This window comes from Promicromonospora kroppenstedtii, assembly GCF_044389675.1.
Lineage (GTDB): Bacteria > Actinomycetota > Actinomycetes > Actinomycetales > Cellulomonadaceae > Promicromonospora > Promicromonospora kroppenstedtii.
Map to the genome: position 1 here is coordinate 754,988 of NZ_JBIRYI010000001.1, position 13,512 is coordinate 768,499.

At 72.3% G+C, this 13,512-nt stretch carries 11 protein-coding genes; 7 read left to right on the forward strand and 4 right to left on the reverse strand.

Annotation, left to right across the window (positions count from 1 at the left end):
• Window positions 1-59: 59 nt before the first annotated feature.
• The 3 genes from ACH47X_RS03290 to ACH47X_RS03300 are packed head-to-tail and all read left to right on the forward strand — an operon-like array spanning window position 60 to window position 2,802.
• Window positions 60-980 carry a hypothetical protein gene (locus ACH47X_RS03290; protein ID WP_397401333.1) on the forward strand — a complete coding sequence of 307 codons (921 nt, stop codon included), beginning with the start codon at window positions 60-62 and terminating at the stop codon, window positions 978-980.
• Window positions 977-2,149 carry a sensor histidine kinase gene (locus ACH47X_RS03295; protein WP_397401335.1) on the forward strand — a complete coding sequence of 391 codons (1,173 nt, stop codon included), beginning with the start codon at window positions 977-979 and terminating at the stop codon, window positions 2,147-2,149. Before ACH47X_RS03290 ends, ACH47X_RS03295 begins: the two co-directional genes overlap by 4 nt.
• A complete protein-coding gene (locus tag ACH47X_RS03300) occupies window positions 2,146-2,802 on the forward strand; it encodes a response regulator (protein WP_397401337.1) in 657 nt (218 codons plus the stop codon). The genes ACH47X_RS03295 and ACH47X_RS03300 overlap by 4 nt, the downstream gene beginning before the upstream one ends.
• Window positions 2,803-2,906: 104 nt before the next feature.
• On the opposite strand, the gene ACH47X_RS03305 is transcribed toward ACH47X_RS03300, so the two are convergent.
• Complete coding sequence (locus tag ACH47X_RS03305) at window positions 2,907-7,331, reverse strand: S8 family serine peptidase (RefSeq protein ID WP_397401339.1); 4,425 nt, start codon at window positions 7,329-7,331, stop codon at window positions 2,907-2,909.
• Between the two features lie 197 nt (window positions 7,332-7,528).
• Between ACH47X_RS03305 and ACH47X_RS03310 the strand changes: the two genes are divergently transcribed.
• The gene (locus ACH47X_RS03310; protein ID WP_397401341.1) at window positions 7,529-7,987 is read left to right on the forward strand and encodes a cupin domain-containing protein; all 459 of its coding nucleotides are present in this window, start codon (window positions 7,529-7,531) and stop codon (window positions 7,985-7,987) included.
• A gap of 126 nt (window positions 7,988-8,113) precedes the next feature.
• Here the strand turns inward: ACH47X_RS03310 and hisD are convergent, their stop codons facing one another.
• Window positions 8,114-9,439, reverse strand: a complete 1,326-nt coding sequence (gene hisD, locus ACH47X_RS03315) for a histidinol dehydrogenase (protein ID WP_397401343.1) — start codon at window positions 9,437-9,439, stop codon at window positions 8,114-8,116.
• A gap of 36 nt (window positions 9,440-9,475) precedes the next feature.
• Between hisD and ACH47X_RS03320 the strand changes: the two genes are divergently transcribed.
• Window positions 9,476-9,718 (forward strand): RNA-binding S4 domain-containing protein, encoded by a 243-nt coding sequence (locus ACH47X_RS03320; protein ID WP_036963731.1) that lies wholly within the window; start codon window positions 9,476-9,478, stop codon window positions 9,716-9,718.
• 1 nt (window position 9,719) lies between these two features.
• Here the strand turns inward: ACH47X_RS03320 and ACH47X_RS03325 are convergent, their stop codons facing one another.
• Window positions 9,720-10,124 carry a pyridoxamine 5'-phosphate oxidase family protein gene (locus ACH47X_RS03325; protein ID WP_397401345.1) on the reverse strand — a complete coding sequence of 135 codons (405 nt, stop codon included), beginning with the start codon at window positions 10,122-10,124 and terminating at the stop codon, window positions 9,720-9,722.
• Window positions 10,125-10,255: 131 nt separating this feature from the next.
• Here ACH47X_RS03325 and ACH47X_RS03330 point away from each other — a divergent pair, with 131 nt between their 5' ends.
• Entirely contained in the window at window positions 10,256-11,569 is a 1,314-nt protein-coding gene (locus ACH47X_RS03330; RefSeq protein WP_397401347.1) for a glycosyl hydrolase family 18 protein, read from the forward strand.
• 72 nt (window positions 11,570-11,641) lie between these two features.
• Here the strand turns inward: ACH47X_RS03330 and ACH47X_RS03335 are convergent, their stop codons facing one another.
• The gene (locus tag ACH47X_RS03335; protein ID WP_397401349.1) at window positions 11,642-12,511 is read right to left on the reverse strand and encodes an oxidoreductase; all 870 of its coding nucleotides are present in this window, start codon (window positions 12,509-12,511) and stop codon (window positions 11,642-11,644) included.
• A gap of 102 nt (window positions 12,512-12,613) precedes the next feature.
• Between ACH47X_RS03335 and ACH47X_RS03340 the strand changes: the two genes are divergently transcribed.
• Window positions 12,614-13,489, forward strand: a complete 876-nt coding sequence (locus tag ACH47X_RS03340) for a helix-turn-helix domain-containing protein (RefSeq protein WP_397401351.1) — start codon at window positions 12,614-12,616, stop codon at window positions 13,487-13,489.
• Window positions 13,490-13,512 lie beyond the last annotated feature (23 nt).

Below are 13,512 nucleotides of genomic sequence, written 5' to 3' on the forward strand. Positions count from 1 at the left end.
CGTCGCCGCGCGACCTGCGTCGGATGTGGTCACCAGCGGCCGCGCGCGACGCTGCCGACATGACAACGACGCCCAGCTCTTCCCCGCACACGACCAGCCGCGCAACGGGCCGGCCCGGGACCGGTATCGAGATCGGCACGGCGGTACTCGCCGCCGTTATGTCCACGATCGCTCTCCTCGTCGGACCGGCCGAGGAGTACGCCCGGATCTTCCCGCCGCCGTGGGTCACCATCATCGCTGTCGGGCTCCTGCTTGCCGCGCTCCTCGTTCCGCGAGGCCGCGCGGGAACGACCCTCGGGTGGGCGGCTGCCATCTTCTTTCTGGGCGGGTCGGGCGGGGTCGTCCTCGACGCGTTCCGGGCGTTCTTCTGGGCGACCGGCATACCGGCGGGGGACTTCGCCCGCGTCGACTGGCCCGGGGCCACTGCCCGCGCCGTGAGCCTGGCCGCCGCTCTCATCACCGTCCACCACACGTGGCGGCTCGGCGCCGACGCGCCACGGGCGGTCCGTCCGGCACCGAGCACCTGGGGCCGCAGGGCGCTGACCGGTGCGGCGGTCGCCCTGGTGGTCCCGTACCCGCTGCTGAAGCTCGTGTGGTGGGCCCAGGACGCCGCGAGCCCGGCGGCCGGGCCGGAACACCCGTTCCCCGCGATGGAGCTGCTCGCCTTCGGCACGGCCCTCGTCCTCGTGCTGCTGATGCTCTCGTCGCGCACGCCCCGTGTCCTCGGCCGGGTGCTCGTCGTCGCGGGCTGGGGTGCCTCGATGGTTCTGCTCAGCATGGGCTTTCTCATGGTCTTCGGGATGCTCGCGCAGCTGACGGGCGTCGCGGGGGCCGAAGTACGCTTCACCTCGGGCGGTGCGAGCCTGATGGTGTTGTGCGTCTACGGCACCTGGCTCATGCTCGGGGTGGTCGTGCTGGCCGCGACGCTCCGGCTCATGGACCGGCAGCTCAGTGACGGGCGCGGGGGGGCAGTGTTGTGAGCACGGGGCCGACGAGGGCGGACGTCCTCATCGCCGGCGCGGCCACGCTCGTGCTCTACCCGCTCACGGTGCTGGTGGTGATCGCCTCGCTCCCCGCGCCGCAGGCGTGGGCCGTGTCGGTGCTCGCCCTCATCGCACACGTCGCCCTCGCCTGGCGGCGCTCCCGGCCGCTGGCCTCGGCGCTCCTGGTCGGCGTGGTCGTCGGGGGCGAGGTCGCGGTGACAGGCCTGTTCTACCTGCTGCCGTCCACGCTGGTGCTCCCGATGGCTCTGTACGCCGCCGCCGCGTATTCCGCACGGTGGTGGCTCCTCGTCCTGGGCCTTGTGGGCTCTGGGATCGCGGCCGGGCGGCATGCGGTCGATCCGGACGTCGTCGGCTCAGGGTTCGGGCCGGCGTCGTGGCTGCTCTTCCTCCTGTTCGCGGCGGTGCTGATCTGCTCGTGGACGATGGGTCGGCTGCGTGGTGCGCAGGTCGTGGCGACCAGGCTCGCCGAGGAACGCGCCGAGGCCGAGCGTCGCGACCGGATGCGGAGCGAGGAGTTCGCCGCCGCCCAGGAGCGTGGCCGCATCTCGCGCGATATGCACGACGTCCTTGCCCACTCCCTGTCGGCCATCATCGGCCAGGCCAGGGTGGCGCGGTTCGACGAGTCCCGGACCGCACCCGCGCTCGCGACGATCGAGGAGACCGCGCGCGCATCCCTCCACGAGATCCGCGGCATCCTGCGGTTGCTCAGGGAAGGGGACGCGGAGGCCCGGCCCCAGCCCGGTCTGGCCGACCTCCCGGAGCTCGTCGACCGAGCACGTTCGCTCGGCTGCGCCGTCACCGAGACGACGGACGGCGCGCCGTCCGTCGTCTCGGTGACGGCGCAGCTTGCTGTCTACAGATTCGTCCAGGAGGCGTTCACCAACGTGACGAAGCACGCGCATCCCGGAGCGGCCGTGGACCTTGCCCTGCGGTGGGGTGCCGACCACCTCACGGTGACGGTCGCGAACGATCGGCTCCGGACCGGGCGCCCGGCCGGGTCCGACGTCGGCATGGGGCTGACCGGTATGCGGGAACGGCTGATGGCTGTTGGAGGGGCCCTGGTCACGACGGACCCGGAGAGCGCGGGCGGCGAGCGGTTCGTCGTGTCCGCGACGGTACCCGCACGGGCGGAGGAGAGGGCATGATCCGGGTGCTCGTGGTCGACGACCAGGATCTCGTGCGTGCGGGCGCCGTGGCGAGCATCGGCGCTCAGCCAGACATGACAGTGGTCGGCGAAGCCACGACCGGCGTCGAGGCAGTGCACCAGGCGATGCTCCACGTACCCGATGTCGTGCTGATGGACATCCGCATGCCCCAGCTCGACGGCATCGACGCCACTCGCCAGATCCTCGGCCGTCATCCCCGCACCCGGGTCCTGGTGCTCACCACGTTCGATGCCGACGAGTACGTCTTCGCCGCGCTCCGGGCCGGGGCGTCCGGGTTCCTGCTCAAGGACTCCTCGGTCGAGGAGCTCGCCGCCGCGATCCGCGTGGTGCACCGGGGCGACTCGGTCCTGTCGCCGTCGACGACCAGCCGTCTCGTCGAGCTCATGCTCCCAGCGGTCCCTGATCCGGGAAAGCAGGCCACCGCAGCGGCCCTGCTCACGGAGCGCGAGCTCCAGATCGTGCGGCTCGTGGCGCAGGGCCTGAGCAACACGGAGATCGGTGCCCAGGTCTTCCTGGCGGAGGCGACGGTCAAGACACACGTGGGCAGGGTGCTGACCAAGCTCGGTCTGCGTGACCGGGTGCAGGTGGTGATCTGGGCCTACCAGAACGGGCTCGTGAGCTCCACGGGCTGACCGTGGGACGGGAACGACATGCAGGTCCTACGACGACGGGCCTGCCGGTCCTGCCCGCGGGTGCGGAGGCAGGACCGGCAGGCCCGCTGGTCTACGCCGTCAGGTCAGCAGGTGCCCACCTTCTCCCAGGGGCCCCACGGCGAGGTGCCCGGCTCCTGGTTGCGGGTCCAGTACTTGGCCCGCCAGAGCTTGCCCTCGTGCTCGACGGTTTCGCCGCCCGTGTAGATCCACGAGTCGGTCCAGGCCTGGTACGTCTCGTCGCCGCAGACGACGTCGGCACCGACCTCGGCCCACGGGCCGTACGGAGAGGCGCCCGGCTTCTGGCCTCGGGTCCACCACTGCGCGACCCACACGGAGCCGTCGTAGAGGACCTCGTCACCGGCAGTGTAGATCGCCTTGCGGTCCCAGGCCGGGATGTCCGGCACGCCCGTCACGTCGACGTCGACCGAGGCCACGGCCGGCTCGTCGAACGGGTTGTCGGTGACGTGCTCTGCGGAGTTGGTGTACGTGCCCGTCACCGCGTCCGGGGCCACCGTGACGTCGTACGACAGGGTGACCGGGTCGACGTCGGGCGCCACGTAGTCGAGGCAGATCGACCCGCCATCGGTCAGGGCGGACGACGGGTCGCCCGCGTTCACGACGGCGGTGCCGAGCGTGCCCGCGAGGTTCTCGATCCCGATCGTGGCCAGGTCTGGCAGCTCGCCCACCTCGCCGTACTCGAAGGTGATCTCGGGCCGGTCGTCCGCCACGGACTTGTAGATCCAGGCCTGGAACGTGCCCACGGAGTTGGACAGGTCGGTCGGGTCGGCGCCGTACGGGAACGGGTCGTCCCACTGGACCACCGCGGCCTGGCCGTCGGGTGTGGCCGCGAGCCGGACACCGCGGTCGTTCGCCAGTGACAGCGACAGGTCCGACCAGAGCGGCGCGATGACCCCGCTCGGCGCCGTCGCGCTGGGCAGCTCCTGCGGCTCCCACGGACGTCCGGCGTATCCACCGGTGATCGTGATCAGGCCGTCGTCGGAGACAACCAGACCCGGCGACTGCTGGTCGTAGTGCGAGAACGGGCCGATGTTCGCGAACGTGTTCACGGCGACGGTGTCGCCGTCGAGTTCGCTGAACGGGATGCCGGCACCGTTGTTGACGGTGGCCAGGTCCTGGAACCCGGCCCACGCCGCACACTGCGGGTCGTCGGCCGGCGTCGACGCCTCGTAGGAGCCCGTCGCACCCACCAGCGTGGGCAGGTCGACCTCCCACGTGATCGTCTGCCCGTCGACGACGCCGTCACCGGTCACCGACGCCTCGTCGATGCTCAGCCCGTCCGGCACCGTGTCGGTGACCGTGTAGGTGAGGTCCTCCGGCGTCGCGTTCGGCTGGACCGTGATGTCGTACCCGATGGTGTCGCCGAGGCCGGCCTCCTCGACCGAGGCCGTCTTGGTCACGTCGTCGGCGATGCGGGACAGGCGGACCGGGATCTCACCGATGTCGCCCGGGCTGTCCGGCGAGCTGCCGAGCACCGCGGTGCCGAAGAACAGGTCACCCTCGGCGGCCGTGGGCAGGTTCCAGTGCAGCCGCACGTCGTACGGCTCGCCCACCGGCACCTCGCCGTCGGGCCCGGCCACCCCGGCGTTGCCGAGGTCCTCGCCCGGGACCACGGCGGTCGCCAGCGTGTGGGCGTCGGGCTGGTCGTCGGTGCCCTGCCAGTTCTGGACCAGCACCCACCAGGTTCCGGCCTCCGGGTCGGGCACGTCGCAGTACTCCGCGGCGGACGACGTCGTGGAGGCGCACACCTGGGTCGCCGGGCTCGGCGTGTCCCCGGTGCCCACGAACATGTCGAGGTCTGGCGCCTCGGCGGCGGTGATCTCGGCCACGAGCCGCGTGGCGCCGTCCGGCACCTCCAGTGTGGTGACCTCGACCTGGCTCAGGTCGTCGAACGCATCGTCCCTGGTCGGGTCCTGGCTGAGCGAACCCTCGTGGAGGTCGGCCTCGACGAGACCCTGCACCGAGCCGGTGAAGTCGCTGACCGCGATGGACTTCAGCCCGGTCACGGCCTGCGAGCCGGTGTCCCGGCGCGTGGTCACGTCGATCTCGTTCGGCAGGATCGCGCCGGACGGGACGACGGCGACCGGCAGGGTCACCGCGGGGACGTCCTCGTTGCTCGGGGTGAGCGTGACGCGGCCGAACAGCGTCTCGCCGTCGGGGGCGCCGTCGACGTCCGCCGTGACGGAGATGCCGAGCGAGTCACCGGGGGACACGGTGTCCGTCGACAGGTCGACGGAGAGTGACAGTCCGTCGTCGGAGACGGCGGACGCCGTCCACGTGACGTCCGCGGGGGCCGACGGCGGCGCGACCGCCGTCCGCTCCCAGGAGCAGCTCGCGAGGCACTGGGTGTCGGCGAAGGACGGCAGGTTCAGCGTGCTCGGGTCGCCGCCCTGCTCCGGGTCGGCGGCCAGGTAGTTGGCGCCGGTCTCGTCGAACAGCAGGGCAGCCTGCACGGCGGCCCCGATGTCCATGTGGCCGCTGCCCTGCTCGTACGGGGTGGCGGGCGAGCCGTCGAAGTCCTTGACGCTGGTGCGCGCCGTCGTCATGAGCGCGGACTGCTGCTGCGCCGGGGTCCAGTCGGGGCGGGCCTGCGTGAGCAGGGCGCCCGCGCCGGCCACGTGCGGGCTCGACATCGAGGTGCCCGAGATGATGCCGTACTCGACGTGGTCGTACGCGCCGTCGGCCACGCCGTACGCGGCGAGGATGTCGACGCCGGGGGCGGTGATGGACGGGACGATCGTGTCGACGGCCCGGTTGGGGCCGCGCGAGGAGAAGCTGGACATGGTGTCGCCCAGCGCGTCGTCCGTGATGAACGTGGTGCCGGCGATCGTGCCGGTGTGGTCCGAGCCCTCCGCGAGCCAGTCCCGCAGGGTCTCGCCGTCGGCGTAGCTGATTGCGACACCCGGCACGGCGAATGCGTCACCGAGCAGCGAGCCGCCGTTGACCTCGTCGTTCGTCAGCACGAAGCCGGTGGCGCCCTGCGCCGCGACGTTGGCCGACTTCTCCACGCGGCCGTTGCCGCCGCGCGCACAGACCACGATCTTGTCGGCGTAGTCCGCCTCGTGGCCCGTGGTCGTGGTGCACTGCGGGTCGCCCACGGAGCCCGCGTCGATGATCCCGGTCGCGGGCAGCGGCCCGGTCAGGGACTTGCCGGTGAGGTCCGGCAGCGGGCCCGCGCTGCTGGTGAGGTTCTCCAGGGCGTTGAGCATGTGCCGGTTGTGCGTGGAGGCACCCACCGACGTCAGCCACGGGGCGTCGGCGGGGGAGCCCGTCGTCGCGAACCCGGGGCCGTCGTTGCCGTTGGACGTGGCGACGAAGATGCCCGCGGCGCGCGCGTTGAGGAAGCCGAGCGCGTCGAAGTCGTTCCACAGGTCCGACGGCGACGAGGAGCCGATCGAGTAGTTGATGACGTCGACGCCGTCCGCGATGGCCTGGTCGATCGACGCCGTCAGGCCTGCGGTGGTGCAGCAGCCGCGGTAGCTGATCACGTTCGCGTGCGGGGCGACGCCGGACACGTCGAACGTCGGCGGGTTCGTGCCCTCCGGCGCCGTCGGCGTCACGTCGTCGACCACGTTGCCGCCCGAGGTGGAGGCCGTGTGCGAGCCGTGCCCGTCCTCGTCCAGGGCGCTGCGGTCGGCGGCGCTCAGGAACCCGTAGGCGCCGATGAGCTTGCCGTTGCACGGGAAGTCCGGGTCGTACTGGTCGGTGTTCGCCGGGTCGCAGACGCCCAGGTAGTTGCCCGCGCCGAGCGGGTTGGTGTGCGTGTAGCCGTCGTCACCGGTCTCGGCGAACGAGGGGCTGGAGGGGTGGATGCCGGTGTCGATGGTGCCGATCACGACACCCTCGCCCTTGTAGTTCTCCGGGAGGTCGAGCTCCTCGACGGCGTTCCACAGCGCGTCGGCGTTGCTCCATGCCGGACCGGCGTCCGTGTGCAGCTCGTGCTCCTTGTCGAGCGCGATGTGCGCGACGGCGGGGTCCTGCGCGATCTCCCGCGCCTCCGCCGGGGTCAGCACGGCGGACAGGCCGTTGGCCGCGTACTGGTAGGTGAAGGGCACGTCGACGTCGTGGCCGACCTTCCGCTCCATGCGGGTGACGAAGTCGTCCTGCTCCGCCTCGAGGAACTCCGTGTACTCGCGCACGCGGGTGGTCGACGGGTCGAGCGTCCGGCCCGCGCGGGGTGCCGTGGCCGCCAGACCCTCGACACCGCCGGTGTAGGTGGGCACGGCGGCGTCGGTGAGGCGGATCAGGTAGGTGCGCTCCGCCTTGCCGCGGCCGAGCGCGAGCTTCTGGATCCCGGCGTCCCGCTCGACGCCGGCCTGCGGAGTGGTCTCTGCCGGCACGAGGTTCTCGGCGAGGCGGTCGCGGGGGTCCACCTTGTCCGCGGACGGCGGGGCGGCTGGGGTCACGGCAGCGGCCGCGGGTGTGAACGCCGCCGCTAGTGCCGTGACCGCGGCCACGGCGAGCAGGGGCGTTCTGGACCGGTTTGACATTACGGCTCCCTCGGTACGGCAGCGATGGAACGAGCACGTGCAGTTGTGCGACATTCCTCGCTTACCGCGCGGTGCGATGTCAATGCTTCTGTACAGGATTCACCCAGTCCAAGATCAGGACACAGGTCAGGTCACAGATCCGGAGGCCGCCCGGTCAAGACGTCGTAGCAAGGAAACGACGACGAAGGGTGCGGCACATGACCGACACACAGGACCACGCCGAGCACGTGCACCCGGCGGCCGAGCACGCCGGACCGGTGGCGAGCTGGATGACGGCGGCCACGATGCTGCAGGACGCCTCGCCGATCACGGTGCCTGAGGGCGCCTCGGCGATGACGATCCACGTCGAGTGGGAACCGGGCGACCCCGGCACCCCGCCGCACCGCCACTCCGGGCCGGCCTTCGGGTACGTCATCCAGGGCGCGGTCCGGTTCGAGCTGGAGGGCGAGCCGGAGCGGGTCGTCGAGGCCGGCGGGACGTTCTGGGAGCCGGGCGGCGACGCCATCCACTACCAGGACGGCAACGCGCTGGACGACGCGCGCACGGAGTTCGTGGTGACGATGATGTGCGCGCCGGGCAAGCCGATGCTGGAGCTCGTCTCCGAGTCGGAGCTCGCGGAGCGGGCGCACCTGCGCGCGCCGCGGCCGTCAGCGTGATCTCGCCTTTGGCCTGAGCGCGTCCTCTCCTTCGAGGTCTAAGTTTCTTCCCTTTGGGACGGACCAAAGCGAAGAAACCTAGACCTCGAAAGAGAAGGGCCGACGGCGGAGGCGCCGCCCGTGCCGCTAGTGGAACCGGCCCCGGACCGCCTCGCCGTGCGCGGGCAGGTCCTCGTCGTTGGCGACGGCGACGATGCGGTCGGCGAGCTCCTCGAGCGCGTCGCGCGTGTACTCGATCTGCTGCACCGACTTCAGGAAGCTGTGCACGCCCAGGCCGCTCGCGAAGTGCGCGGTGCCCCCGGTCGGCAGCACGTGGTTGGAGCCCGCCATGTAGTCACCCAGCGACACCGGCGACCACGGGCCCACGAAGATCGCGCCCGCGCTGTGCACGCGCGCGGCCACCCGGGCGGCGTCGGCCGTCTGGATCTCCAGGTGCTCCGCGCCGTACGCGTTCACGACGGCCAGCCCCGCGTCGACGTCGTCCACCAGGACGATCGCGGACTGCGGGCCGTCCAGGGCACGCGCCACGCGGGTGGAGTGCTTGGTGGCCGACGCGAGGTCCACCACCCGGGCCTCGACCGCGGAGGCGAGCTCGACCGAGTCGGTGACCAGCACCGAGGCCGCCATCGGGTCGTGCTCGGCCTGGCTGATCAGGTCGAGGGCCACGTGCCCGGCATCCGCGGTGCCGTCGGCGAGCACGGCGATCTCGGTGGGCCCGGCCTCGGCGTCGATCCCGACGATGCCGCGCACCAGGCGCTTGGCCGCCGCGACGTACACGTTGCCGGGGCCGGTGATGACGTCGACCGGCTCGCACAGCGTCTCGCCGTCCTGCTCCGCGCTGCCCGCGGCGCCGTACGCGAACATCGCCACGGCCTGCGCGCCGCCCACGGCGTAGACCTCGTCGACGCCCAGCAGGGCGCACGCAGCCAGGATGGTCGGGTGCGGCAGGCCGCCGTTGTCCTTCTGCGGCGGGGACGCCACCACGAGGCCGGGCACGCCCGCCTCCTGCGCCGCGACCACGTTCATCACCACGGACGACGGGTAGACCGCCAGCCCGCCCGGCGCGTACAGGCCCACCCGCTGGACCGGGATCCAGCGCTGGCGGACGACGGCGCCCGGAGCGAGCTCCGTGACGTGGTTCGGCGGGAGCTGCTCGGCGTGCACCCGGCGCACGCGGCGGATCGCCTCCTCCAGACCGGACCGGACCAACGGCGTCAGGCTGTCCAGCGCGTCGGTCAGGGCGCTCGCGGGAACCCGCAGGTGCTCCGGTGCGATCCCGTCGAGCCGCAGCGCGATCTCGCGCAGGGCGGCGGCGCCGCCCTCGCGGACCTGGCGCAGGAGCGGCTCGACCACATGGACGGCCTCGTCCACTCCGACCTCGGCACGGGGTAGGACGTCGAGGAGGGCGCGGCGGCCCAGGGACCGGCCGCGCAGGTCGATACGTTGGATCACCCGGCCAGTCTATGGCGGCGGACGGGAGACAATGCTGTGGTGTCCAACTCTGAGTCGAACGTCCCCGAGGTCCCGATCCGCGACGAGGTCATCCGTCTCGGCCAGTTCCTGAAGCTCGCCGACCTCGCCGAGGACGGCGCGCAGGCCCGTGACCTGATCGCCGACGGCGAGGTGCGGGTCAACGGCGAGGTCGAGACCCGCCGCGGCCGCCAGCTCGTGCGCGGCGACCGCGTCAGCGTGCTGATGCCTGCCGGCGAGGAATCAGCGAAGGTCGGCTAGCTCAGGACGCCATGTACGTCGACGCCATCACCTTGTCCACGGTCACGCGCAGCACGATCCGGTCCGGGTTCGGCCCCAGCTGGCGGTAGCGGCGCGCGTACCGTGCCACGGCGTCGGCGATCTCGTCGGCGTCCTCGCTGACGGCGATCGTGCCCTCCAGCGTGATCCAGCGGCCGCCGGCCACCTGGCACAGCGCGGCGCGCGGTTCGCCGCCGTCGGGTCCCGGGACGGCGTGCCGGGCCTTGAAGGACGAGCGGTTGGTGGTGATGCGCGCGACCCCGGCGTCGGCGTCCCAGGTGAAGGCGACCGGGACGACGTGCGGTGTGCCGTCGGGGCGCAGGGTGGTGAGGGTCGCGAGGTGGCGCTCGGTGACGAAGACGAGCTGCTCGGGGTTGAGTCGGATCACGCCGTGAGTCTAGGTCGGGGCGGGCGAGCGCCCGGCCCCGCCGTGTGGTCGGGTTGTGGGTTCCCCGTATTCCCCGGGGGTCCGGTATTTGGCTAGCGTTCCTGACAAATACCACGGCCCTAGGGAGTGCCATGAGACGGCGTACATCGTTCCTGGCGGCGGGTGTCACCGCCCTGCTCGTCACCGGACTGGCCATACCGGTCGTCGCGGCGCAGACCGGGCCGGTGGCGCAGGCCGCCGCGGCCGACTGCACGGCGTCCGCCTGGACGGAGGGCAGCACGTACGCCGCCGGCGCCCACGTGACCCACCGGGGCCGGGCCTACACCGCGCTGGTGGCGCACACCGCGCACGTCGGCGCGGGCTGGAGCCCCGACGTCACGCCCACCCTCTGGACCGACGACGGCGCGTGCGCCACGCAGCCGGACCCCGACCCGACCGACCCGACGCCCCACCCCACGGACCCGACCCCGGACCCCGAGCCCACACCGGCGGACTGCAGCCAGCGGCCGCGCCCGTCGGGCAAGGTGCTGCAGGGCTACTGGGAGAACTGGGACGGCGCGAGCAACGGCGTGCACCCCGGCATGGGCTGGATCCCGATCACGGACTCGCGGATCACCCAGCACGGCTACAACGTGGCGACCCTCGCGTTCCCCGTGATCCGCTCCGACGGGACGGTGCTGTGGGAGGACGGCATGGACTCCGGCGTCCAGGTGCCCAGCCCCGAGGAGATGTGCGCCGCCAAGGAGGCGGGCCTGACCATCCTGATGTCGATCGGCGGCGCGACGGCCGGGATCGACCTGTCCTCGCAGGCGGTCGCGGACCGGTTCGTCGAGACCATCGTGCCGATCCTGCGCGACTACAACTTCGACGGCATCGACATCGACATCGAGACGGGCCTGACGGGCAGCGGCAACATCAGCCAGCTCTCGACGTCGCAGGCCAACCTGATCCGGATCATCGACGGCGTGCTCGCCGGGATGCCGGCCGGGTTCGGCCTGACGATGGCGCCCGAGACCGCCTACGTGACCGGCGGCAGCGTCACCTACGGCTCGATCTGGGGCTCCTACCTGCCGATCATCAAGAAGTACGCCGACAACGGCCGCCTGTGGTGGCTCAACATGCAGTACTACAACGGCTCGATGTACGACTGCTCCGGCAACTCGTACGCGGCCGGGACGGTGGCCGGCTTCCAGGCACAGACGGACTGCTTGGACGACGGCCTCGTCATCCAGGGCACCACGATCCGCGTGCCGTACGAGAAGCAGGTGCCGGGCCTGCCCGCCCAGCAGGGCGCGGGCGGCGGCTACATGGCGCCGTCGCTGGTCTCGCAGGCGTACGGCTCGTACAACGGGGCGCTCAAGGGCCTCATGACCTGGTCGATCAACTGGGACGGGTCGCGCGGCTGGACCTTCGGCGACAACGTCAAGGCGCTGCAGGGCCGGTAGGGCTGCGGCTCGGGCGCGACGGCGCCGGGCGGACCTCGGGTCCGCCCGGCGCCGTCGCGCGTGCTCCAGGCCTCAGCCGCCGATCGAGTCCAGCACCGCGACCTCGTCGTCGGGCAGGACGAGGTCGGCCACGGCGACGTTCTCGCGCAGGTGGGCCACGGACGACGTCCCCGGGATCAGCAGGATGTTGGGCGACCGTCGCAGCAGCCACGCCTGCGCGACGGCGGCCGGGGTACTGCCCAGCCGGGCGGCCACGGCGTCCAGCTCCGCGGACTGCAGCGGCGAGAAGCCACCCAGCGGGAAGTACGGCACGTAGGCGATGCCCTGCGCCGCCAACGAGTCGATCAGCTCGTCGTCGCCGCGGTTGGCGACGTTGTACATGTTCTGCACGCAGACGACCGGCGCGATCGACTGCGCTTCGGCGACCTGCTCCGCGGTGACGGTGCTGACCCCCAGGTGCTTGATCAGGCCCTCGTCCCGCAGCTCGGCCAGGGCGGCGAACTGCGGCGCCAGCGACCCTGGCTCCGGGGCGCCGACCCCGCCCATCCGCAGGTTGACGACGTCGAGCCGGTCCAGGCCGAGGTGCTCCAGGTTCTGCTCCACCTGGCGCCGTAGCCGGCCGGGCTCGCGGTCCAGCACCCAGTTCCCCTCGGCGTCGCGCACCGCGCCCACCTTGGTGACGACGTGCAGGTCCGCGGGGTAGGGGTGCAGGGCCTCGCGGATGATCTCGTTGGTGACATACGGGCCGTAGAAGTCGGCGGTGTCGATGTGGTTGACGCCGAGCGCGACGGCCTCGCGCAGGACGGCGACGGCCGCGGCGCGGTCGGCGGGCGGCCCGAGGACGCCGGGGCCGGCGAGCTGCATGGCGCCGTAGCCGACGCGGTTGACGGTCAGGTCTTCGGCGAGCGTGAAGGTGCCGCCGGGGAGGGTCTGTGTGGTCATGGCTCCACCGTCCGCCGGCCCGGCGCGGACAGGCAGTGCCCGGACGATCCTGGGAGTACGGGGACCAGGCACGCGCGAGCCGCCCGGCCTACCGTGGTGGGCATGACCCGGGAGACCCAGCTCAGCGAGTACCTCCGGGCGCGCCGCGAGCTGGTGCGCCCCGCCGATGTCGGGCTGCCGGAGGGCGGCGTGCGCCGGGTGGCGGGCCTGCGGCGCGAGGAGGTCGCGCTGCTCGCGGGTATCAGCGCCGACTACTACCTGCGGCTGGAGCAGGGCCGGGACCGGAACCCGTCCGTCCAGGTCCTGGAGTCGCTCGCCCGCGTCCTGCTCCTGGACGAGGCCGCCACCCGGCACCTGCTCGACCTGGCCGCCCCGGCCCCGCGCCGGCGGTCCCGGCGGCCCCGGCGGGAGGTGGCGCCCGCCGGGACGCTGCGGCTCCTGGAGCGGGTGGGCATCCCGGGCTACATCGAGGGCCGGTACTTCGACGTGCTGGCGGTGAACCGGCTCGCGGAGGCCCTGTCGCCCACCCTCCGGGTGGGCCGCAACCGGCTCCGCGACCTGTTCCTGGACCCCGCCGAGCAGGCGATGCACCCGGACTGGCCCGACGTGGCACCCAAGATCGTCGCCCGGTTCCGCGAGGCGGTCGGCACGGACACGGACGAGCGCGCCGAACGGCTCGTCGGGGAGCTCTCGCTCGCCTCGGAGCGGTTCCGTACCCTCTGGGCGCGGCACGACGTGAACCTGGGGCGGCCGCACGTCACGCGCATGCTGCACCCGCAGGTCGGTGAGCTGGAGCTCGACATGGAGAAGCTGTCGATCGCCGGGACCGACCGGCAGATGGTCGTGCTGCTGCACGCCGCGCCGGACTCGCCGAGCGGGGAGCGGCTCGCCCTGCTCGCGTCGCTGGCGGCGTCGGCGGACGTGCCCGACGACGTCGCGACGGCACGTGCGGAGACGCAGGGGATCGCTCACGAATAGTGTGCCAAGCGCACCCGGCTGTG

What these genes read in the sequence shown, in the direction of transcription:
- ACH47X_RS03290 (WP_397401333.1), top strand. Translation starts at nt 60, where the DNA reads ATGACAACGACGCCCAGCTCTTCCCCGCACACGACCAGCCGCGCAACG.
- ACH47X_RS03300 (WP_397401337.1), top strand. Translation starts at nt 2,146, where the DNA reads ATGATCCGGGTGCTCGTGGTCGACGACCAGGATCTCGTGCGTGCGGGC.
- ACH47X_RS03305 (WP_397401339.1), bottom strand. Translation starts at nt 7,331, where the DNA reads ATGTCAAACCGGTCCAGAACGCCCCTGCTCGCCGTGGCCGCGGTCACG.
- ACH47X_RS03310 (WP_397401341.1), top strand. Translation starts at nt 7,529, where the DNA reads ATGACCGACACACAGGACCACGCCGAGCACGTGCACCCGGCGGCCGAG.
- ACH47X_RS03330 (WP_397401347.1), top strand. Translation starts at nt 10,256, where the DNA reads ATGAGACGGCGTACATCGTTCCTGGCGGCGGGTGTCACCGCCCTGCTC.
- ACH47X_RS03335 (WP_397401349.1), bottom strand. Translation starts at nt 12,511, where the DNA reads ATGACCACACAGACCCTCCCCGGCGGCACCTTCACGCTCGCCGAAGAC.
- ACH47X_RS03340 (WP_397401351.1), top strand. Translation starts at nt 12,614, where the DNA reads ATGACCCGGGAGACCCAGCTCAGCGAGTACCTCCGGGCGCGCCGCGAG.